We start from the raw sequence: 21,539 nt of genomic DNA, 5'->3' as shown, positions 1-21,539 counted from the left end.
CCCTTATTACTACTACTATAAAGATATATACAAGGACTTAAAAGCAATGCAACTGGTTAATACATCTCGTGATAATTTATTAAAGCCTTTACAGGTCGTTAGTGGCATTGTTGAGCGCCGCCATACTTTGCCTATTTTGGCAAACCTGTTATTTAAAAAATCGGGCGAGCAAGTCGCCTTCGTCTCGACCGACATTGAAATTCAAATTACCACCACGGCAAATTTTGGAGTTGGTGCTGAAGACGTAATCACGACTGTTGCTGCAAGAAAGTTGTTAGATATTTTGCGTTCATTGCCCGAAGGGCCGGTTGCGCTGAGCTTAAAAGAGGGACGCATGGTGGTGCAAAGTGGGCGCAGCCGCTTTACTTTACAAACGCTGTCGGCCTCTGAGTTTCCAGTAATGCAAGGCGTGGGAGAAACAACAGCATCTTGGAATATGCCCCAAAAAGATTTTCGTCAACTAATTAGCCAAGTGCACTTTGCTATGGCACAGCAAGATATTCGCTACTATCTAAATGGCATGCTGTTGGTGGTAGAGGGTAAGCAAGTTATTGCGGTGGCCACTGACGGCCATCGTTTGGCGTTTAGTCAAATTGAGCTTGCAAGCCCGCCAAGCGGAAACGGCGAAAGACAAGAAATTATCATTCCCAGAAAAACCATTCTTGAGTGTCAGCACCTGCTTGAAGAATCAGACGCGCCACTGCAAATCAGTTTGACCAGCAACCAGGTGAAATTTAATTTTGGTGAGATCGAATTAATTTCTAAATTAGTTGAGGGCAAGTTTCCCGACTTTCAGCGGGTCATTCCAAAAGGACAAAAAAACACCTTATCCATGAAACGCGAAGAGTTGCAGGCAGCCCTGCAGCGCGCCGCCATCTTAACCACTGAAAAATTTAAAGGCGTGCGCTTCTCTTTGAGCCCAGATCGCATTACGATTCAATCTACCAACGCCGAGCAGGAAGAGGCACAGGAAGAGATTGAAACGCAATATAATGGCGATGCGATTGAAATTGGCTTTAATGTTGGTTACTTGCTCGATGTGCTGGCCAACCTAAAGCACGAAACATTACAAATAAGCCTTGGTGATGCCAATAGTAGCGCCGTCATAACCCTTCCAGGATCCGAGTCCTTTAAGTATGTTGTGATGCCAATGCGAATTTAAATTAGAAAAAAATGACTGAAGAAATTAAAGTAGTTGAGCAGTATGGTGCGTCATCAATTCAAATTCTCGAGGGCCTTGATGCGGTACGAAAGCGTCCCGGCATGTATATTGGCGACACCTCGGATGGTACGGGCTTGCATCATTTGGTATTTGAGGTTTTAGATAACTCGATCGATGAGGCTTTGGCCGGGTATTGCACAGAAATTACCGTAGTGATTCAAACCGACAACTCCTTATCCATTGTTGATAATGGCCGCGGCGTGCCCACTGGAATTAAGTACGACGACAAGAATGATCCCAAGCGCAGCGCCGCAGAAATTGTCATGACCGAGCTCCACGCTGGTGGCAAGTTTGACCAAAATAGCTACAAGGTTTCAGGTGGACTACATGGCGTAGGGGTGAGTTGCGTTAATGCGCTATCCAAATGGTTAAAGCTCACCATTCGACGGGACGGCAAGTCGCACTATATGGAGTTTGCGCGCGGCGTGATTCAAAACCCAAACATTCAAATGGAAAATGGCGTGGCCATTTCGCCCATCACCGTCACTGGTGAAACGGAAATGTCGGGCACCGAGGTGCATTTTTTGGCCGACGAAACCATTTTCGGCAAGGTTGAATATCACTATGAAATTTTGGTGAAGCGCATTCGCGAACTTTCCTTTTTAAATAACGGGGTGCACATTCGGCTAATTGATCAGCGCAGCGGCCAAGAAGAAGACTTCGCTTTTTCTGGCGGGGTGCGTGGGTTCGTTGAATATATTAACCAGACCAAAACCGTGCTCCACCCCAATATTTTTTATGCCGAAGGTATGCGGCCATCCGATCTAGGTGGTCAAATTACGGCAGAAGTATCTATGCAGTGGAATGATAGCTTCAGTGAGCAGGTCCTCTGTTTTACCAATAACATCCCTCAGCGCGATGGAGGAACCCACCTAACCGGTCTTCGCGCCGCAATGACGCGGGTGATTAACAAATATATCGACGAGCACGAAATTGCTAAAAAAGCCAAGGTTGAAATTTCGGGCGATGATATGCGTGAGGGCCTCACATGTATTTTGTCGGTAAAGGTTCCCGAGCCCAAATTTTCTAGTCAAACTAAAGATAAGTTGGTTTCAAGCGAGGTGCGCGGCCCGATAGAAGAAATTGTGGCCGAGGCTTTAAGTGCCTATCTACAAGAGCGCCCACAAGACGCAAAAATATTGTGTGGAAAAATTGTTGATGCGGCGCGGGCTCGTGAGGCCGCTCGCAAGGCTCGCGACATGACGCGCCGTAAGGGCGTGCTCGATGGCCTTGGTTTGCCCGGAAAGCTAGCCGACTGCCAAGAAAAAGACCCCGAAAAATCTGAATTATTTATTGTCGAGGGCGACTCAGCGGGCGGCTCTGCCAAGCAGGGGCGCGATCGTCGCTTTCAGGCCATTTTGCCACTCAAGGGAAAAATATTGAACGTTGAAAAGGCGCGCTTTGACAAGATGTTAGCGAGCCAAGAGGTTGTTACCTTAATCACCGTATTGGGCACCGGCATTGGCGCGGAAGAATATAAGGCCGATAAGTTGCGCTATCACCGCATCATTATCATGACCGACGCAGACGTTGATGGCAGCCACATTCGAACCTTATTACTTACCTTCTTTTACCGGCAAATGCCAGAGCTAATTGAGCGGGGCCACATTTATATTGCCCAGCCCCCCTTATATAAAGTGAAGTTTGGGAAAAACGAGCAATACATTAAAGATGATGTTGAATTAAATCAGCTTCTCTTAAAAATAGCGCTTGAGTCTGCGTCGATTGAAACTCCCGATGGCGAGCTTATTTCTGGTGACGGTTTGGTCGACCTAGCAAAGAACTATCAAGTGATTCAGTCGGTGGTCGATCGTCTTTCGCGCACAATTGATGAAGACGCGTTGCGGGCCATTGCTGCTGGTGTCCCGCTGAATTTAGATACCGAGGCACAGGCCAATGACTCCGCAAAGCGCTTGCTTAGCGCTCTATCGGAAGGCTTAAACCCCTTGGTTTTGCCGCCCGAAATTACGGTTCAAAAAGAAGATCGCACTGAGCGCTTTAGGTTGTTATTGTCCAGACGCATTCACGGGAACTTAAAACTGTCAGCAATCAATTCCGATTTTGTCCATGGCAACGATTATCAAAGTTTGACCAGTGCCGCCCAAGCGCTTGCCGGTAAGGTGTTGCCAGGCTCTCGCGTACGTCGAGGCGATCCTGAAAAAAATCAAAAAGAGCAGGTTGTGCAAAACTTTCGTGCCGCCTTTGCTTGGTTACTGGCAGAGGCCGAGCGCACCGTGAGCCGGCAGCGTTACAAGGGCTTGGGTGAAATGAACCCCCAACAGCTGTGGGAAACAACAATGGACACAGCAACGCGACGATTGTTAAGGGTACAAATTGAAGACGCCATCATGGCCGATCAAGTATTTACAACCCTCATGGGCGATGAGGTTGATCCACGCCGTGCGTTTATCGAAAAGAATGCGTTGATTGCTCGCAATCTTGACGTTTAACAGATGGCAAAGAAGAATCTTCAACTACCTAAGGTAGACCGCTCACGCATAGTGGTTAAGTCTTCGGCCATTCATGGCAAAGGTGTTTTTGTTGCTAAGCCAATTAAAAAAGGGACGCCAATCATTGAGTACAAGGGCAAGCGCATCTCGTGGAAAGAGGCGGAGCGTATCCATCCCCATGATCCAAAACAACCTAATCACACATTTTATTTTTCTTTGGACGATGGCAGGGTAATCGATGCCAACCAGGGGGGCAATGCAGCACGCTGGATTAATCACTCCTGTAAACCCAACTGCGAAACTGAGGAAGAGTTCTATGGTGGCAAGGCGCGCGTATTTATTTTGGCGAAGCGTAATTTAAAGGTTGGTCAAGAATTGTTTTACGACTATTCGTTGGATGTGGAGGGGCGCATAACGAAGGCCATGAAGCGCGATTACGCTTGCCGTTGTGGGGCAAAAAAGTGCCGTGGCTCGATGCTTGCTGTGTCAGCCAAATAAACCCAGGCAATAACCGTGTTTGTCACAATTCAAGAGTTGGAGGCGGCGATCAATTTTTGGCGTCAGCGAACGCCGCCGGTAGGTGATGAGCAAGCCCTTTCTACCGAGGTTAGCGCCTTAGCAAAGCCGTATGCAATTTTAATTATGCAAGGCGCACAGCGGATGCCGCTCGACCTGATGGGCGCCTCAGCGCAGCTGGCCATTAAGCAATATCAGACTGAAATTTCCTAGCTTAGGGCCTATTCTCAGCCACTTCGGGGTTATCCCTATGCAATGCTGCGCGATCCTGGGTTATCCTCAAATGCTTATCTGCGCAAGCAATTGAGGCTTTGTGGACCATAACGACATTATTTTAAAAACAGTAAATTTAGGGAAGGCCTTTAAAGGGTTTGCGGCGGTTAGCGACGTTAATCTTCAGGTTGCGCGCGGCGGTATTCATGCCCTAATTGGCCCCAATGGTGCTGGCAAAACCACTTGCTTCAATTTATTAACGAAATTTTTGGAGCCTAGTACGGGCCATATTTACCTGAATGGCACCGACATCACCAAAGAGCGGCCGGCGCAAATTGCTCGTCGAGGCGTAATTCGTTCGTTTCAAATATCGGCCGTATTCCCCCATCTTAGCGTTTTAGAAAATGTGCGCATTGCTTTGCAGCGCCAGCTTGGTAGCGAGTTTCATTTTTGGAAATCACCCAGCTCATTAAATATTTTGAATGCGAGGGCCATGGAGTTGTTGCAGGAAGTGGGCTTGGCGGAAATGGCAGATGAGCAAACAGTCAATCTACCCTATGGCAGAAAGCGCGCCCTTGAAATTGCGACGACCTTGGCGATGGAGCCAGAACTGATGCTGCTAGATGAGCCTACGCAAGGCATGGGTCATGAGGATGTGGCTCGCGTTACAGAGTTGATTAAGCGAGTTGCGCTGGGGCGCACGGTGTTGATGGTGGAGCACAACATGAAAGTGGTTTCGGCAATTGCTGACCAAATTACAGTTTTGCAAAGGGGCTCGATCTTGGCCGAGGGGCCCTATAGCGAGGTTTCTAAAAATCCCCTCGTGATTGAGGCCTACACCGGCAGCGAGCCTGAGGCAGAGGTATGAGCGCGGCGGCCTTAAATGTAAAGCAACTTGAAGCGTGGTATGGCGAGTCGCATATTTTGCACGGCATCGATTTTCGTGTTGCTGACGGCGAAGTTGTTACTCTACTTGGTCGAAATGGCGCTGGCCGCTCCACTATTCTTAAGGCTATTTTGGGATTAACGGGTAAGCGCACTGGATCAATTGAGGTAAATGGCAAACAAACCATTGGCATGCAAACCTTTCAAGTGGCGCACCTTGGTATTGGATATTGTCCCGAAGAGCGCGGTATTTTTTCAAGCTTAACGGCCGAAGAAAATCTACTCTTACCCCCAGAGGTCATGCAGGGCGGTATGACCTTGGATACGATTTACGACATGTTTCCAAATTTGTATGAGCGAAGGTCAAGCCCGGGCGCCCGCTTGTCGGGTGGTGAGCAGCAAATGCTAGCAATTGCCCGCATCTTACGCACGGGCGCTAAATTACTTTTGCTGGATGAAATTACCGAGGGCTTAGCCCCAGTCATTGTGCAGAAGTTGGGCGAAGTAGTTACCAAACTTCGTAATAGTGGTTTTACGATTGTCTTGGTTGAGCAAAATTTTCGTTTTGCTGCGAAGTTGGCAGATCGACACTATGTCATTGAAAGCGGACATGTAGTCGAAGTGGTGCAACGTTCAGAATTGGCTGCTAAGGCTGAATTGCTGAACGGGTATTTGGGGGTTTGATGGGGTCAATATTTACTAAAGGAAAAAAATGAAACAGACATTAATTTCAAGTGCCGTGGCAGTGCTGATGGCAGCCTCTGGTTTTGCGCAGGCCGCCGATCCGGCGCCAGTCAAAATTGGTTTTATTACCGATATGTCCGGGCTCTACGCCGATATTGACGGCGATGGTGGCCTCGAAGCGATCAAAATGGCCATTGCCGATTTTGGCGGCACAGTGTTGGGCCGCAAGATCGAAGTGATCTCTGCAGATCATCAAAATAAGGCTGATATTGCAGCGTCAAAAGCGCGTGAGTGGGTTGATCGTGATGGCGTAACCGTACTTTTCGGCGGCACAAACTCAGGTACAGCGCTAGCAACGGCCAAGGTTGCTTCGGAAAAGAAGCGTATTTATATTAATAATGGCGCAGGTTCATCGGCACTTACTAACGAACAATGCAGCCCCTATACTGTGCATTACACCTATGACACCATTGCAATGGCTAATGGCACAGGCAAGGGCATGATTGGCAAGGGTGGAAAAACCTGGTTTTTCTTAACCGCAGACTATGCTTTTGGTTACGCACTTGAAAAAGATGCAGCCGCAGTAGTTGTAGCAGATGGCGGTAAGGTGCTGGGTAATGTACGACACCCCTTAAGCGCTAGCGATTTTTCATCTTATCTCCTACAGGCGCAAAACTCCAAGGCACAGGTTTTAGGCTTGGCGAATGCGGGTGGCGACACGATCAACTCAGTAAAAGCAGCTAATGAATTTGGTATTACCAAGACCATGAAGATTGCCGGCCTATTGGTCTTCATTTCTGATGTCCATAGCATGGGCTTAAAAAGTGCCCAAGGCCTTTATGCAACTGAAGCATGGTATTGGGATCAAAACGAAGAGACCCGTAAGTTTGGTAGGCGCTTCTTTGGCAAAATGAAGCGCATGCCCACGATGGTTCAGGCCGGCAATTACTCATCAACCATGACTTATCTTAATGCGGTAAAGGCAGCAGGTACCGATAACGCTGATAAAGTGATGGAGCGGTTGCGCAAGGTGAAAATTAATGACATGTTTACTAAGGGCGGCTACATTCGCAAAGACGGAACCATGGTGCATACCATGTATTTGTTTGAAGTTAAAACGCCAGCTGAATCAAAGTCTCCTTGGGATTATTACAAGTTGATTTCCACCATTCCTGGTGAGAAGGCGTTTCCCATTGCGTCTTATTCGCAGTGTGCCCTGAAGTAATCCTTGGAAATTTTTGGTCTATCCACTTCAGCCCTGTTAAGCCAACTCCTCTTGGGGTTGGTTAACGGGAGCTTCTATGCCATTTTAAGTTTGGGCCTAGCGGTTATTTTTGGCCTCTTAAATGTCATTAACTTTTCGCACGGCGCGATGTTTATGCTGGGCGCAATTGTGACGTGGATGGCTGGCCAATATTTTGGCTTGAACTATTGGGCGATGTTATTGTTGGCGCCGCTAGTCGTTGGCGCGATTGGCGTGGTGATTGAACGGCTTTTATTGCGGCACCTGTATCAGTTGGATCATTTGTATGGGCTCTTATTGACTTTTGGTTTGACGCTTTTTATTGAGGGCATCTTGCGCTCAATTTACGGTTCTTCAGGTCTGCCATACTCAACCCCTGAATTACTTACTGGTGCGACTGATTTAGGCTTTATGATGCTGCCAAACTACCGCGCATGGGTTGTGTTTGCATCGCTCTCGGTGTGCTTTGTAACGTGGTATGTCATCGAAAAAACGAAACTGGGCTCTTACTTACGGGCTGGAACCGAGAATCCAAAATTAGTTCAGGCGTTTGGCATTAATTTTCCGCTAATGATGACCTTAACTTACGCCTTCGGGGTTGGCTTAGCAGCATTTTCGGGCGTGCTTGCCGCGCCCATTATTCAAATTTCTCCGCTGATGGGCTCAAATTTAATTATTGTGGTCTTTGCGGTTGTTGTTATTGGCGGCATGGGTTCAATTTTGGGTTCAATTTTGACGGGCCTAGGGCTTGGTTTAATCGAGGGGCTTACTAAAGTTTTTTATCCCGAGGCCTCAAACACCGTGGTGTTTGCAATTATGGCGATTGTTTTGTTATTCCGACCTGCTGGTTTATTTGGACGGGAAAAATAACATGTTCTCGATGAAATCGTTTAAATCGATTTTTTATCTGCTTCTGCTTTCGATCGGCATACTTGCGCCGTGGTTTTTTTATCCGATCTTTTTAATGAAGATTTTATGTTTTGCTTTGTTTGCTGCGGCATTTAATTTGTTATTGGGTTACACCGGCCTGCTCTCGTTTGGCCATGCAACTTTTTTTGGCGGCGGTGGCTATGCCTTGGGATTTTTCATGCGCAATGCCGGACTTTCGCCGGAGCTCGGAATTATTTTAGGAACTACTTTCGCAGCTTGTTTAGGCGCAGCAATGGGTGGTTTGGCAATTCGTCGACAGGGAATTTATTTTTCGATGATTACTTTAGCCTTGGCGCAAATGTTTTATTTCATTTGTTTGCAAGCCCCCATTACCGGTGGTGAAGATGGCTTTCAGGGCATTCCAAGGGGAAGTTTATTTGGCTTGATTGATTTAAGCGATGATCTGACCTTATATTATTTTATTTTAGGTTTGGTGGTATTTGGATTTTTACTAATTGCGCGTATTGTTGCTTCGCCTTTTGGACAGGTCTTAAAAGCGATTAAAGAAAATGAGCCGCGTGCAATTTCTTTGGGCTACGACGTGAATCAATTTAAGTTTTTAGTCTTCCTTTTATCTGCCGCCCTAGCGGGCTTAGCAGGCAGTGCGCAGGCTTTGGTGCTTGGCTTCGAAACGCTTAGTGATGTGCATTGGTCGATGTCTGGTCTAGTTATTTTAATGACCTTAGTTGGTGGCGTTGGCACCTTGATCGGCCCCTTAGTGGGCTCACTAGTCATTGTGGTGCTTGAACAGAGAGTCGGTGAGATTGGTAATTTTTTAGCTAAGCTAACTAGCGTACAGTGGTTTAATTCGCTGGGCGAGTCGGTCACCATTGTTACCGGCCTGATTTTTATTTTGTGTGTAATGCTCTTTCGCAAAGGCTTGGTTGGCTATTTTGTAAAACCAAAATAAGTTTTTATTTTTTAAAGAGCGCATCATCGAATTTTCAATTTACTTATGGCCACTGTTATTGGCGCTCGCTTTTTTTGCGGGGCTGGTTGATGCCGTGGCTGGCGGCGGGGGCTTAATTCAATTGCCAGCATTATTTGCCGCCTATCCCGAACTACCCCCAGCTGCGCTGATGTCAACTAATAAAGTAGCCGCCATTGGTGGCACGCTCAATGCAGCGCGGCGCTATTTGCGGCACGTTGATTTACCTTGGGCGATTGTGGGCCCCGCCATTGTGTTTGGTTTTATTGGCGCACTACTTGGTGCTCAGGCGGTGACGGTATTTCCTGCCGAACCCTTGCGGAAGGCACTGCCATTCGTACTCTTATTTTTATTGTTCTATACCTGGTTTCAACCAGCATTGGGTGGTGCGCACGACCCAGTGGAGAAGAATTTTTTGGTGCAACTCAAGGCGGCTTGCCTGGGCCTAATCATCGGCTTTTATGATGGTTTTTTTGGACCAGGCACGGGCAGCTTTTTGTTATTCGCCTTTGTGCGCTTTTTTAACTTTGATTTCTTACATGCCTCGGCTGCGACTAAGCTAGTTAATGTGGCTACAAATTTGGCTGCAATTGGCTTATTTGCTAGTTTGGGCTACATTCATTGGCCGCTGGCTTTGGCGATGATGGTCGCCAATATTGCCGGCAGTCAGTATGGCAGTAAGCTAGCCATTCGCCACGGCAGTACCTTTGTGCGCAAAACCTTTTTAATTGTTGTGAGCGCGCTCATTTTAAAATCAGCTTACGACGGCTTTTTTACCAATTAAATCAATAACTTACTGATATAATTAGGACTTAGTCCGAACCAAATTAACTAGAGTTGCATTTGCATGGAACAAATTTGTTTCACGTGAAACAGACAAAATGCTATGATCATCGCCCTATCTTGGTTAATTCATGCGCTATTCCAAAAATTTTGAGGTGATTGTTGTCGGTGGGGGCCATGCTGGCACCGAAGCCGCGCTTGCAGCCGCCAGAATGGGTTGCGATACCCTGCTAATCACCCATAACATTGAAACCTTGGGTGCCATGAGCTGTAACCCCTCAATTGGCGGAATTGGCAAAGGCCATTTGGTGAAAGAAATTGATGCATTGGGCGGCGCGATGGCAGCGGCAACGGATGAGGCGGGGATTCAATTCCGCATTCTTAATTCAAGCAAGGGGCCAGCTGTGCGCGCCACTAGAGCCCAAGGCGACAGGGTCTTGTATCGAGCGGCCATTCGTCGACGCCTAGAAAATCAGCCTAACTTAACCCTATTTCAAGCCGCAGTAGATGATCTTGTAGTTCTGAACAATCAGGTTCAGGGTGTAGTTACGGCCCTTGGCTTAACCTTTTGTGCACCTCGCATTGTATTAACAGCAGGCACCTTTTTGGGCGGTAAAATTCATGTTGGGCTAGATAGTCACGCGGGCGGTCGTGCCGGTGATCCCGCAGCCAATACCCTGTCTCTGCGCCTGAAAGAGCTGCAATTACCTCAGGGGCGGCTTAAAACTGGCACCCCACCGCGAATTGATGGCCGCACCATTGATTTTTCAGTCATGCAAGAGCAGCCTGGTGATCTTGATCCCGTTCCAAGCTTTTCATTTTTGGGTCGTCCAGAACAGCACCCTCCTCAAGTATCCTGCTGGATTACCCATACGAATGAACAAACCCACGACATCATTCGCCGTGGGCTTGATCGTTCACCCATGTATACCGGCGTGATAGAGGGCGTCGGACCACGATACTGCCCGTCAATTGAAGACAAAATCCATCGTTTCAAGTCTAAAAATGCCCATCAAATCTTTTTAGAGCCTGAGGGCTTATCAACCAATGAGTTTTATCCTAATGGCATTTCTACCAGCCTACCCTTTGATATTCAGTGGGATCTGGTAAGAAGTATTCGGGGCATGGAGGCGGCAACGATCTTGCGCCCCGGCTATGCAATCGAGTACGACTTTTTTGATCCACAACACTTGCGTCACACCCTAGAGACAAAAGCCATCACAGGGCTCTATTTTGCTGGCCAAATCAACGGCACAACTGGCTATGAAGAGGCCGCTGCACAGGGTTTGTTGGCAGGCATTAATGCTGCTTTAGCTATTTTGGGCAAAGAGCAGTGGATACCCAAGCGGAGTGAGTCCTATATTGGCGTCTTGGTGGACGACTTAATAACCCGCGGAGTGCAAGAGCCCTACCGGATGTTTACAAGCCGGGCCGAATACCGTCTCAGCTTACGTGAAGATAATGCTGATTTGCGCCTGACAGCTATCGGGCGCCAATTGGGCTTAGTCGACAATATCCGTTGGGGGTTCTTTTGTGAAAAAGAAGCTGCTGTTTCACGTGAAACATTGCGCCTCAATAGCATTTGGGTTGGTCCCCGGCACGAAAAAGCAGGTGCATTGGTACTTATTTTGGGGCAAGCACTGGCACACGAGTGCTCTTTGGCTGAAATACTCCGGCGCCCTAGCATAGGTTATAGCGAGTTAATGGCAGCCGAAAAAGGTTTTTGGCATCCAGGCGATTTGGCAGACGACCCCATTTTGGACCAGCAAATTAAAGATCAAGTAGAAATTGCCATCAAATATCAAGGTTATATCGATCGACAAAGCGCAGAAATTGCGCGTCATGCCCATTTTGAGGGCCTAAGCTTACCCATAAACTTGGATTACCTCGAAGTTCATGGTTTATCGGCTGAGGCTCAGCAGAAGCTAAACTTTCATAAACCCGCTACGCTTGGCCATGCTGCCCGCATTTCAGGAGTAACCCCTGCCACCATTTCTTTATTGCTCGTGCACCTGAAGAAGGGGCTTGGTAAGGGCACTGTTCTCTTATGAGATTAGGCGCCCAATGAGCCAGCTAGCAGATGGGCTCCAAGATTTAAGCGTGGCTTTATTGCCAGCGGCAGTCGCTGACCTCGAGCTATTTTTGCTAGAGCTTGAGCGCTGGAATCGGGTTCATAACTTAACTGCTATTACTGAAGAAAACGCCTCTATAAGTCTGCATCTCCTTGATTCTATTGCAATTTTACCTGGAATGCTGGTGGCTTTAGAGGCGCAAGCGGGGAGCACATCACAAACCAGTACGCAGCCCTATAGAATTGCCGACCTCGGGTCTGGAGGGGGCCTACCCGCAATTCCTTTGGCCATTGCACGGCCAGACTGGCGTTTTAGCCTAATTGAAAAAGTCCGTAAAAAAACCGCTTTTTTACAGCACCTTAAAGGTCGGCTGCATTTAAATAATGTGGAAATACTAACTATGCGGGTTGAGGATGCGGGCGCGAAATTTGCAGGCGAGTTTGACGCAGTTATTTCGCGGGCTTTTACCAATTTAGCTGATTTTTTGCGCTTAGCCGAACCCTTTTTAAAGCCAACCGGCGTGGTTTTTGCCATGAAAGCAAAACACGTTGAAGCTGAAATTAGCTCGCTCCCTCAAGAACGGTGGCGCTTAGTTGCCGATTTGCCGGTGCATCTACCCAATTGCACAGTCGAACGCCATTTACTCACCTTTACCCAACTGCACTAATCTTTTATAGAGCATTTTTTTACTATGGCTAAAATTTTTTGTGTTGCCAATCAAAAAGGCGGGGTCGGTAAAACTACCACCGCTGTTAATTTAGCAGCGGGCTTGGTGGGTCATCAGCAACGCGTACTATTGGTAGATCTAGACCCGCAAGGTAACGCCACTATGGGTTCCGGTATAGAAAAAAGCGACTTAAGCAAAACAGTCTATCAAGTATTAATTGGTCATGCAGCAGTGCAAGAGGCCGTGCAGCGTTGCCCTAGTGCTGGCTACGACGTATTACCAGCAAACCGTAATTTGGCTGGCGCAGAAATTGAATTGGTCGATCTTGATGAGCGTGAGCTGCGTCTCAAAAATGCTTTGCATAGCGTTGCGCACGACTACGATTTCGTTTTGATTGATTGCCCACCAGCCCTTTCATTGCTTACCTTAAACGGCTTATGCGCAGCGAATGGTGTAATTGTGCCAATGCAATGTGAGTACTTTGCACTAGAGGGTTTATCCGACCTAGTGAATACGATTAAACAAGTGCATGCCAAGTTAAATCCAGACCTCGTCATCATAGGATTGTTGCGAGTGATGTTCGATGCACGGATGACATTACAGCAGCAAGTGTCTGAGCAGTTACTGGCCCATTTTGGCGATAAAGTTTTTAGCTCTATTATTCCGCGCAATGTGCGCTTGGCCGAAGCCCCCTCATACGGTATGCCCGGAGTCACCTTTGATAAGGCTTCCCGTGGTGCCCAGGCATATTTGGAGTTTGGTGCCGAAATGATTCAGCGGGTGCAGACAATGAACATAATGCAGGGCAATTCAGCAGAGGTGAAACCATGAGCGTTGCTAAGAAAAAAGGCTTAGGCCGAGGGCTTGATGCCCTTTTGGGCGAAACAAATCAGTCTGAGGTAGCAGGATCAAGCATTGCCTCCTTACCACTTACCGCTTTGCAGGCCGGCAAGTATCAACCTCGTCAACAGATTAAGTCAGAGGGTTTGCAAGAGTTGGCTGAGAGTATTCGTGAGCAGGGCATTATGCAACCGCTATTGGTGCGTGAGGTGGCTCCAGGCAAATATGAAATTATTGCCGGCGAACGACGCTTTCGCGCGGCCCAATTGGCTGGCTTATCCGCTGTGCCGGTATTAATTAGCATGGCGAACGATCGCTCTGCAGCGGCAATGGCATTAATCGAGAACATGCAGCGTGAAGATTTAAACCCCCTTGAAGAGTCTCAGGGCTTGGCGCGCCTCATTGCAGAGTTTGGTTTTACCCATGAGGCTGCTGCCAAGGCAGTTGGCAAATCGCGTAGCGCCATTAGCAACTTATTGCGTCTCTCTCAACTAGCCAAGCCGGTGCAAGCCATGCTCATGGCTGGTGAGCTCGATATGGGTCACGCACGCGCCCTCTTGCCGTTACCCGGCGCAAGCCAAATTATTTTGGCGCAACGCATTGTGGCTCAAGGCTTGTCAGTTCGCGAGGCAGAAAAAATGGCAAGCGCAGCCACTATTGCTATGGGTCAAATTGGGCAGAGTAAAAAATCGTTGGTAAATTCCGCCTCAGCTGCGGCCAATAAAGATCCTGATTTACGCCGTTTAGCCCAAGAGATAGCTGATCTAATCGGCTTAGCAGCACAATTTAAAATAAAAAGTAAGGGCGGCGAGCTCTGTATTCGTTTTAGCCAATTTGATGAGTTAGATGCCTTACTAAAAAAGTTGGGTATTGCGCATGTGTAGAAAAAATACCCGGCAAAAAGTTCAAAATCAATTGACCAATCATGTTGGTAACACTAAAATATGCGGGCTAAATTGATTACCCAAAAAAATCAATTTCCGCCGAAGTGTCAATGGGAAGAGCCCGAAGAGGCCTTTCGGACCTACAGCAAAGCAGAAATGAGCGCCTTACGGGCTGCACAGCCCGCGCAATTTTTTGCCTTGTCGTCTTGGCGAATAATTTTGGGTCAGGTGGTAGTAACACTGCTTAGCGCGGTTATTTGTAGTTTTTTTGGGAGCCCGTTGGGTATAAACCTTTATACTCAGTCGGCTTTGGTGGGTGGCTTAATTGGGTTTTTACCAGCGAGTGTCTTTTTATTGCGGCTGCAAATCGCGAGTAATTCCACCAAACCTAGCGCAGGGCAGTTTTTGGCGGCGGTGATTTCTGGAGAGTTAATTAAGATCACTTTAACTTTAGCCTTGTTTGTGGGGTTTGCGGTCAAGCAGCCAGATTTAAAATGGTTGCCGTTGTTGCTGACTTATTTTTTAACCTTGAAGTGCTATTGGTTTATGTGGCGCTTCAAGCAGGTAGCAAAATGATTGAAACAGGGAATTGTTGATAGATGTCTAGCGAAGCAAATCTGGCAAATGGAGTCGCATCGCACGGTGCAACTGAAGCCATTACGCCCACCTCATATATTGCTGAGCATTTGCAAAACCTCAATAATATCGGCGGCAAACAAGCTTCAATTATTGACTTTAGCGTTATTAATTTAGATACCGTTTTTTGGACCTCGTTAATGGGCGTCTTAGCGGTTGTCTTGTTGTTAATCGCTGCGCGGCGTGCAAGCCCCGGAGTTCCAGGGCGCTTCCAAGCATTGGTGGAAATGCTGGTTGAAATGGTCGAAACCCAATCCAAAAGCATTATTCATGGGAACCGCACTTACATTGCCCCTCTCGCCCTATTCGTGTTCTGTTGGATCATTTTGCTAAACACCCTTGACCTCATCCCGGTTGACTGGATTGTCGGCGTGAATCAGTTCGTTGGAAGTTTTGGCCTGCATGTGCCCCATCACAAAATTGTGCCGACTACCGATCTCAACGCCACTCTCGGACTATCCTTTTCAGTGCTCTTGTTAGTGCTTTTTTATAGTTTCAAAATTAAGGGCGTTGGCGGTTTTATGCATGAATTAATTTCTGCGCCATTTGGGGCTAAATGGTATTTGGCGCCAATTAATCTAGCATTAAATTTAATTGAGTATGTAGCTAAGGGCGTCTCCTTAGGTATGCGACTTTTTGGCAACATGTATGCAGGCGAATTAATTTTCTTGCTCATTGCGCTTCTGGGTAGCATTTGGACCTTTAGTCTGGACATGACGATGTTTGGATTTGTCGGTAACGTCATAGCCGGATCAGCGTGGGCGATATTTCACATACTTGTTATTTTGTTGCAAGCGTTTATTTTCATGATGCTGACTTTGGTCTACATTGGCCAAGCGCATAGTCACCATTAATTTTTTCAACCTCACCCCTTTTAATACTTAGGAGTTAACATGCAAGCATTTTTAGCCAACATCCAGGGACTGACAGCCGTCGGTATCGGTCTTATCATTGGTTTGGGCGCCTTAGGAGCCTGTTTGGGCATTGGCCTTATGGGCGGAAAATTTATTGAAGGTGCAGCCCGTCAACCTGAGTTGATGAACGAACTGCAAACCAAAATGTTCCTTTTGGCTGGTTTAATCGACGCAGCGTTTTTGATCGGCGTTGGTGTGGCAATGTTGTTTGCCTTTGCAAACCCACTGCTTGCCGTCATCAAGTAATTGTTGCGGTTTAGATGACTAAATTGGTCATCTCTCCGCTTTTAACAATACCGAAAGGAACATCGTGAATCTGAACGCGACCTTATTCGCGCAAATGATCGTTTTCTTCATACTATGGTGGGTTGTTGCACGCTTTGTGTGGCCGCCGTTGGTGAAGGCATTAGATGATCGCGCCACGAAAGTAGCCGAAGGCTTGGCTGCTGCAGAGCGAGGCAAAGCCGATTTGGCATCTGCTAGCAAAATTGCTGAACAAGAATTAGCCGGTGCTCGCCAAGAAGGTGCACAACGGGTTGCCGAAGCTGAAAAGCGGGCACAAATGGCCGCCGAAGAAATTCGTTCCAATGCCCAAGCCGAAGCTGCCCGAATTTTGGCGCAGGCTAAAGAAGATGCAGACCAACAAGTGAGTCGCGCCCGGGAAATTTTACGGCTTGAGGTGGCCGCCCTAGCAGTACAAGGCGCTCAACAAATTTTGCAACGTGAAGTCGATGCTAAATCCCACGCAGCATTATTAGATCAATTGAAGGCGCAACTTTGATATGGCTGATTTAGCAACGATTGCCCGCCCTTACGCTGAGGCCTTATTTGCTAGCGCTCAGCCAACTGATTTAGCGCCGTGGGCAGCTCAACTAAACGAGCTAGCGCAAATTGCTTCAGCACCAGAATTGGTCTTGTTGGCCAATAACCCCAAGGTGTCTGCCGCAGACTTAAGTCAGCTCATTGTAGGCATGGCCAAAACACCAATAAGTGAACGGGTTTTGAGTTTTTTGCGCTTACTTAATCAAAATCAGCGCTTAGGTGTTTTGAGTGAAATAGCGGCGCAATTTAGTTTATTAAAAAATCATAGCGAAGGCGCTGCAGAGGTCATGATTACTAGCGCATTTCCACTTGAGGGCGAGGCCTTAAGTAGTTTATTGGTCAGCCTAAAAAAGCGCTTCGGCGGCAAAGAATTGCGCCCAACGATTGCTCTTGATCCCAGCTTAATTGGCGGCATTCGGGTGCAAGTTGGCGATGAAGTGTTAGACGGCTCAGTAAAAGCGCGCTTGGCTCAGATGCAAATTAGCCTAAGCGCATAAGTTAATGAAGAACATACGAATTAAGACCCAGGAGTAAGCAATGCAACTCAACCCTTCCGAGATCAGCGAGCTGATCAAAAGCCGAATTAGTGAATTAGGCATTGATACGCAGATGCGTAATCAAGGTACCGTTATTTCGGTAACTGATGGTATTTGCCGAGTATATGGACTGTCTGGGGTGATGCAAGGAGAGATGTTAGAGTTTCCTGGCGGCACCATTGGTCTTGCTTTAAACCTAGAGCGTGATTCGGTTGGTGCGGTGGTGTTAGGTGAATACACCCATATTAAAGAGGGCGATCCAGTTAAGTGCACGGGCCGAATTTTGGAAGTTCCCGTAGGGCCTGAATTATTAGGTCGAGTGGTTGATGCATTAGGCCAGCCCATCGATGGCAAAGGCCCCGTTAATGCAAAATTAAGCGACTTCATTGAAAAAGTTGCACCAGGCGTGATTGCTCGCCAATCCGTTAGTCAACCCGTACAAACTGGCCTAAAGGCAATCGATGCAATGGTGCCCATTGGGCGCGGTCAGCGCGAATTAATCATTGGCGATCGTCAAACCGGTAAAACTGCCGTCGCAGTTGATGCCATCATTAATCAAAAAGGCAAAGGCGTTTATTGCGTTTACGTGGCTATTGGACAAAAAGCCTCCACTATCGCCAACGTCGTGCGCAAGCTCACCGAGCTGGGCGCCATGGAGTACACCGTGGTGGTTGCAGCTAGTGCGTCCGATTCGGCGGCAATGCAATATTTATCGGCTTACGCGGGTTGCACCATGGGCGAATACTTCCGCGATCGCGGCGAAGATGCCTTAATTGTTTATGATGATTTAACCAAGCAAGCAGTTGCTTACCGTCAAATTTCGCTGTTATTGCGCCGTCCGCCTGGTCGTGAAGCCTACCCTGGCGACGTGTTTTATCTGCACTCACGCTTACTTGAGCGCGCTGCTCGGGTGAATGCGGAATATGTTGAAAAGTTTACGAAAGGCGCCGTAAAAGGTAAAACAGGATCGCTTACAGCATTGCCCATTATTGAAACCCAAGCGGGCGACGTCTCTGCATTTGTGCCAACAAATGTGATCTCGATTACCGATGGACAAATCTTTTTAGAAACCGACTTATTCAATGCTGGTGTGCGCCCGGCTATTAATGCTGGTATTTCTGTATCACGGGTGGGCGGTGCTGCACAAACTAAAGTGATTAAAAAATTATCGGGCGGTATTCGTACCGACTTAGCGCAATATCGCGAGTTAGCGGCGTTTGCACAATTTGCTTCCGACCTCGATGATGCTACGCGTAAACAGCTTGAGCGTGGGCGTCGAGTGACTGAACTACTAAAGCAGCCACAATACATGCCCATGCAAGTTTGGCAAATGGCTGCATCACTCTACGCTGTCAACAACGGCTTCTTCGATGACATTGATGTGAAGCAAGTGCTGCCCTTTGAAAAAGGTTTGCATGAGTTTTTAAAATCCAAATATGCTGCGTTAGTAGCCAATATTGAAGATACCAAAGACTTAAGCAAGGATGATGAAGCTGCATTACGTGCAGCGGTTGAAGACTACAAACGCGCGGCCGCATAAATAGACTATGGCAAGCACAAAAGAAATCCGCTCCAAGATTAAAAGCGTACAAAATACGCGCAAGATCACCAAGGCCATGGAAATGGTTGCCGCCTCGAAGATGCGGCGTGCGCAAGAGCGGATGCGTGCAGCTCGCCCCTATGCTGAAAAAATTCGTGAAATTGTTGCTAATTTAGCCAAAGCAAATCCCGAGTACCGCCCAAGTTATATGACGGTGCGTGAAGTCAAAACCATTGGCACTATTTTGGTCAGCACTGATAAGGGCTTGTGTGGCGGCTTAAATACCAATGTACTGCGCTTAGTGATGAATCAGGCACGCGAAATGCAAGAGGCCCAGATTGAAATTGAATTTACCGCCATTGGCGCTAAGGGTCTGCAATTTTTAAATCGGTCTAAGGCAAAAATTCTATCCGAAGTGATTCAGTTGGGTGATACGCCCCACATGGATATTTTGATTGGCTCTATCGCTGCACAATTGACAGCTTTTGAAAAAGGCGAAGTTGACGCGGTCTATTTGGCCTATACCCGCTTTATCAATACCATGAAACAAGAGCCCGTGTTAGAAAAACTTTTACCTCTCGAGCCAAGTGCTTTAGAGCCGCAACAGTCAGCCCATGCATGGGATTATATTTACGAGCCAGATGCCGAGTTGGTGCTCAATGGTCTATTAAAACGCTATGTCGAGGCTTTAATTTTTCAAGCTGTAGCTGAAAATAAAGCCTCGGAACAATCGGCGCGCATGGTCGCTATGAAGTCGGCTTCGGATAATGCAAAAAATGTGATTGGTGAATTGCAACTGGAATACAACAAAACGCGTCAAGCGGCGATTACCAAAGAGTTGTCAGAAATTGTTGGCGGCGCGGCGGCGGTATAAGCCGAGCCTATTTAGTAGCAAGAAAGAATTTTAGGAATTAAAAGCGGAGAAATACGATGAGTAACGTAAGCAACGGCAATATCGTGCAGTGCATTGGTCCTGTAGTAGACATTCAATTTCCACGTGATCAAATGCCCAATATTTATGATGCCTTGACTCTGGTCGATAGCGGGGAAGCATCGTTTGCTGAAAAGGGGCTCACCTTTGAAGTGCAACAACAAATTGGCGATGGTGTCGTACGTACGATCGCGATGGGCGCCAGTGATGGTTTGCGCCGCGGCATGGAAGTAAAGTCGACCGGCAAACCAATCTCAGTACCGGTTGGCCCCGCAACGTTGGGCCGCATTATGGATGTGTTGGGTCGCCCAATTGATGATGCTGGTCCAATTGCAACCGATGTGCGGCGCGCAATTCATCAGCCCGCCCCTAAGTTTGAAGATCTCGCCCCTTCAGTAGACTTGCTTGAAACGGGCATTAAGGTAATCGATTTAGTTTGTCCATTCGCTAAAGGCGGTAAGGTTGGCTTGTTTGGTGGAGCAGGAGTAGGTAAAACTGTCAACATGATGGAGCTCATTAACAATATTGCTAAACAACACTCGGGATTATCTGTATTTGCCGGTGTTGGCGAGCGTACCCGTGAAGGTAATGACTTTTATCATGAGATGAAAGAGTCAAATGTAATCGATAAAGTGGCCATGGTGTTTGGTCAAATGAACGAGCCCCCAGGAAATCGTTTGCGCGTGGCCTTAACGGGTTTAACCATGGCCGAAGCATTCCGTGATGAAGGCCGCGATATTTTGTTCTTCGTCGACAATATTTATCGTTACACATTAGCTGGCACAGAAGTCTCCGCTTTATTGGGGCGGATGCCCTCTGCTGTAGGTTATCAACCAACTTTGGCTGAAGAGATGGGGAAATTGCAAGAGCGTATTACCTCAACTAAAACTGGCTCAGTGACATCAATTCAAGCGGTTTATGTCCCTGCAGATGACTTAACCGATCCCTCTCCGGCGACAACCTTTTTGCATTTAGATTCCACCGTGGTGCTCTCAAGGGATATTGCAGCTTTAGGTATTTATCCCGCAGTTGACCCACTCGATTCAACTAGTCGTCAGCTTGATCCGCAGGTCGTTGGTCAAGAGCATTATGAAGTGGCTCGCGAAGTGCAGATGACCTTGCAACGCTATAAAGAGTTGCGCGATATTATTGCTATTTTGGGGATGGATGAATTATCGCCAGAAGATAAGTTAGCCGTATCGCGCGCGCGTAAAATTCAACGTTTCTTGTCGCAACCATTCCACGTCGCTGAAATTTTTACTGGCTCGCCGGGAAAATATGTGCCTTTAAAGGAAACCATTCGTGGCTTTAAAATGATTGTGAGTGGCGAATTAGATCACCTGCCAGAACAAGCTTTTTATATGGTTGGATCTATCGACGAAGCGATTGAAAAAGCCAAGAAGCTTTAAGGACAAAACATGGCAACAATTCGGGTTGATGTTGTGAGTGCTGAGCAGTCCATTTTTAGTGGCGAAGCCAACTTTGTTGCGCTTCCTGGTGAAAGTGGCGAGCTGGGAATTTTGCCTGGTCACACGCCACTCATTACCCGTATTCGTCCCGGATCAGTGCGCATTGAGAAGGTAGATGGCGAGGAAGAATTTGTGTTTGTTGCGGGCGGCTATTTAGAGGTACAGCCCGATCACATTACAGTTTTGGCCGATACGGCGATTCGCGGTCACGATCTGGATGAAGCAAAAGCCCTCGAGGCAAAAAAACGCGCGGCAGAGGCTATGCAAAATCGGGGTAGCGAATTTGATTTGGCTTTAGCACAATCCGAATTTGTTATGGCCGCCGCTCAATTAGCTGCACTTGCGCGCTTTCGGCGCAAAAAATAATTCTTTGT

At 47.5% G+C, this 21,539-nt stretch carries 23 protein-coding genes; all 23 read left to right on the top strand.

The features are described from left to right. The first annotated feature begins 46 nt into the window (after window positions 1-46). Window positions 47-1,162, top strand: a complete 1,116-nt coding sequence (gene dnaN, locus LZT21_RS01830; protein ID WP_233923338.1) for a DNA polymerase III subunit beta — start codon at window positions 47-49, stop codon at window positions 1,160-1,162. An 11-nt stretch (window positions 1,163-1,173) separates the two neighbouring features. Then, complete coding sequence (gene gyrB, locus LZT21_RS01825; protein WP_233934838.1) at window positions 1,174-3,672, top strand: DNA topoisomerase (ATP-hydrolyzing) subunit B; 2,499 nt, start codon at window positions 1,174-1,176, stop codon at window positions 3,670-3,672. Window positions 3,673-3,675: 3 nt separating this feature from the next. Next, window positions 3,676-4,170 (top strand): SET domain-containing protein, encoded by a 495-nt coding sequence (locus LZT21_RS01820; RefSeq protein WP_233989132.1) that lies wholly within the window; start codon window positions 3,676-3,678, stop codon window positions 4,168-4,170. A 15-nt stretch (window positions 4,171-4,185) separates the two neighbouring features. Next, the gene (locus LZT21_RS01815) at window positions 4,186-4,401 is read left to right on the top strand and encodes a DUF3717 domain-containing protein (RefSeq protein WP_233989131.1); all 216 of its coding nucleotides are present in this window, start codon (window positions 4,186-4,188) and stop codon (window positions 4,399-4,401) included. 100 nt (window positions 4,402-4,501) lie between these two features. Continuing rightward, window positions 4,502-5,269, top strand: coding sequence for an ABC transporter ATP-binding protein (locus tag LZT21_RS01810; protein WP_233923334.1), 768 nt, complete (start codon window positions 4,502-4,504; stop codon window positions 5,267-5,269). Then, window positions 5,266-5,970, top strand: a complete 705-nt coding sequence (locus tag LZT21_RS01805; RefSeq protein ID WP_233923333.1) for an ABC transporter ATP-binding protein — start codon at window positions 5,266-5,268, stop codon at window positions 5,968-5,970. The genes LZT21_RS01810 and LZT21_RS01805 overlap by 4 nt, the downstream gene beginning before the upstream one ends. 28 nt (window positions 5,971-5,998) lie before the next feature. After that, window positions 5,999-7,195, top strand: a complete 1,197-nt coding sequence (locus LZT21_RS01800) for an ABC transporter substrate-binding protein (RefSeq protein WP_233989130.1) — start codon at window positions 5,999-6,001, stop codon at window positions 7,193-7,195. Between the two features lie 3 nt (window positions 7,196-7,198). Further along, window positions 7,199-8,083 (top strand): branched-chain amino acid ABC transporter permease, encoded by an 885-nt coding sequence (locus tag LZT21_RS01795; RefSeq protein WP_233923331.1) that lies wholly within the window; start codon window positions 7,199-7,201, stop codon window positions 8,081-8,083. 10 nt (window positions 8,084-8,093) lie between these two features. Then, window positions 8,094-9,053 carry a branched-chain amino acid ABC transporter permease gene (locus LZT21_RS01790; protein WP_233934839.1) on the top strand — a complete coding sequence of 320 codons (960 nt, stop codon included), beginning with the start codon at window positions 8,094-8,096 and terminating at the stop codon, window positions 9,051-9,053. A gap of 52 nt (window positions 9,054-9,105) precedes the next feature. Next, entirely contained in the window at window positions 9,106-9,855 is a 750-nt protein-coding gene (locus LZT21_RS01785) for a TSUP family transporter (protein ID WP_233989255.1), read from the top strand. A 130-nt stretch (window positions 9,856-9,985) separates the two neighbouring features. Further along, entirely contained in the window at window positions 9,986-11,905 is a 1,920-nt protein-coding gene (gene mnmG / locus LZT21_RS01780; RefSeq protein WP_233989129.1) for a tRNA uridine-5-carboxymethylaminomethyl(34) synthesis enzyme MnmG, read from the top strand. A gap of 13 nt (window positions 11,906-11,918) precedes the next feature. Beyond that, entirely contained in the window at window positions 11,919-12,593 is a 675-nt protein-coding gene (rsmG, locus tag LZT21_RS01775) for a 16S rRNA (guanine(527)-N(7))-methyltransferase RsmG (protein WP_233923328.1), read from the top strand. Window positions 12,594-12,617: 24 nt separating this feature from the next. Next, window positions 12,618-13,424, top strand: a complete 807-nt coding sequence (locus tag LZT21_RS01770) for a ParA family protein (RefSeq protein ID WP_233923327.1) — start codon at window positions 12,618-12,620, stop codon at window positions 13,422-13,424. After that, on the top strand, window positions 13,421-14,317 hold the full coding sequence (locus LZT21_RS01765; RefSeq protein WP_233923326.1) for a ParB/RepB/Spo0J family partition protein: 897 nt from the start codon (window positions 13,421-13,423) through the stop codon (window positions 14,315-14,317). Before LZT21_RS01770 ends, LZT21_RS01765 begins: the two co-directional genes overlap by 4 nt. Window positions 14,318-14,377: 60 nt before the next feature. Next, complete coding sequence (locus LZT21_RS01760) at window positions 14,378-14,893, top strand: ATP synthase subunit I (RefSeq protein ID WP_233923325.1); 516 nt, start codon at window positions 14,378-14,380, stop codon at window positions 14,891-14,893. Between the two features lie 23 nt (window positions 14,894-14,916). Then, window positions 14,917-15,807: a F0F1 ATP synthase subunit A gene (atpB, locus tag LZT21_RS01755; RefSeq protein WP_233923324.1), complete on the top strand. Its 891-nt coding sequence runs from the start codon at window positions 14,917-14,919 to the stop codon at window positions 15,805-15,807. A gap of 39 nt (window positions 15,808-15,846) precedes the next feature. Then, entirely contained in the window at window positions 15,847-16,113 is a 267-nt protein-coding gene (atpE, locus tag LZT21_RS01750; protein ID WP_233923323.1) for a F0F1 ATP synthase subunit C, read from the top strand. Window positions 16,114-16,177: 64 nt separating this feature from the next. Then, window positions 16,178-16,648 carry a F0F1 ATP synthase subunit B gene (locus LZT21_RS01745; RefSeq protein WP_233923322.1) on the top strand — a complete coding sequence of 157 codons (471 nt, stop codon included), beginning with the start codon at window positions 16,178-16,180 and terminating at the stop codon, window positions 16,646-16,648. 1 nt (window position 16,649) lies between these two features. Then, a complete protein-coding gene (locus tag LZT21_RS01740; RefSeq protein ID WP_233923321.1) occupies window positions 16,650-17,186 on the top strand; it encodes a F0F1 ATP synthase subunit delta in 537 nt (178 codons plus the stop codon). A gap of 40 nt (window positions 17,187-17,226) precedes the next feature. Next, window positions 17,227-18,765 carry a F0F1 ATP synthase subunit alpha gene (gene atpA / locus LZT21_RS01735; RefSeq protein ID WP_233923320.1) on the top strand — a complete coding sequence of 513 codons (1,539 nt, stop codon included), beginning with the start codon at window positions 17,227-17,229 and terminating at the stop codon, window positions 18,763-18,765. 7 nt (window positions 18,766-18,772) lie between these two features. Then, window positions 18,773-19,639: a F0F1 ATP synthase subunit gamma gene (gene atpG, locus LZT21_RS01730; RefSeq protein WP_233934840.1), complete on the top strand. Its 867-nt coding sequence runs from the start codon at window positions 18,773-18,775 to the stop codon at window positions 19,637-19,639. A gap of 56 nt (window positions 19,640-19,695) precedes the next feature. Next, entirely contained in the window at window positions 19,696-21,105 is a 1,410-nt protein-coding gene (atpD, locus tag LZT21_RS01725) for a F0F1 ATP synthase subunit beta (RefSeq protein WP_233923318.1), read from the top strand. 9 nt (window positions 21,106-21,114) lie between these two features. Beyond that, window positions 21,115-21,531, top strand: a complete 417-nt coding sequence (locus LZT21_RS01720) for a F0F1 ATP synthase subunit epsilon (protein WP_233923317.1) — start codon at window positions 21,115-21,117, stop codon at window positions 21,529-21,531. Window positions 21,532-21,539: the final 8 nt, after the last annotated feature.

Source organism: Polynucleobacter sp. IMCC 30228, assembly GCF_021395205.1.
GTDB lineage: Bacteria > Pseudomonadota > Gammaproteobacteria > Burkholderiales > Burkholderiaceae > Polynucleobacter.
The sequence above is the reverse complement of the archived record's forward strand: the minus strand, read 5'-3'. Positions and strand labels throughout refer to the sequence as shown.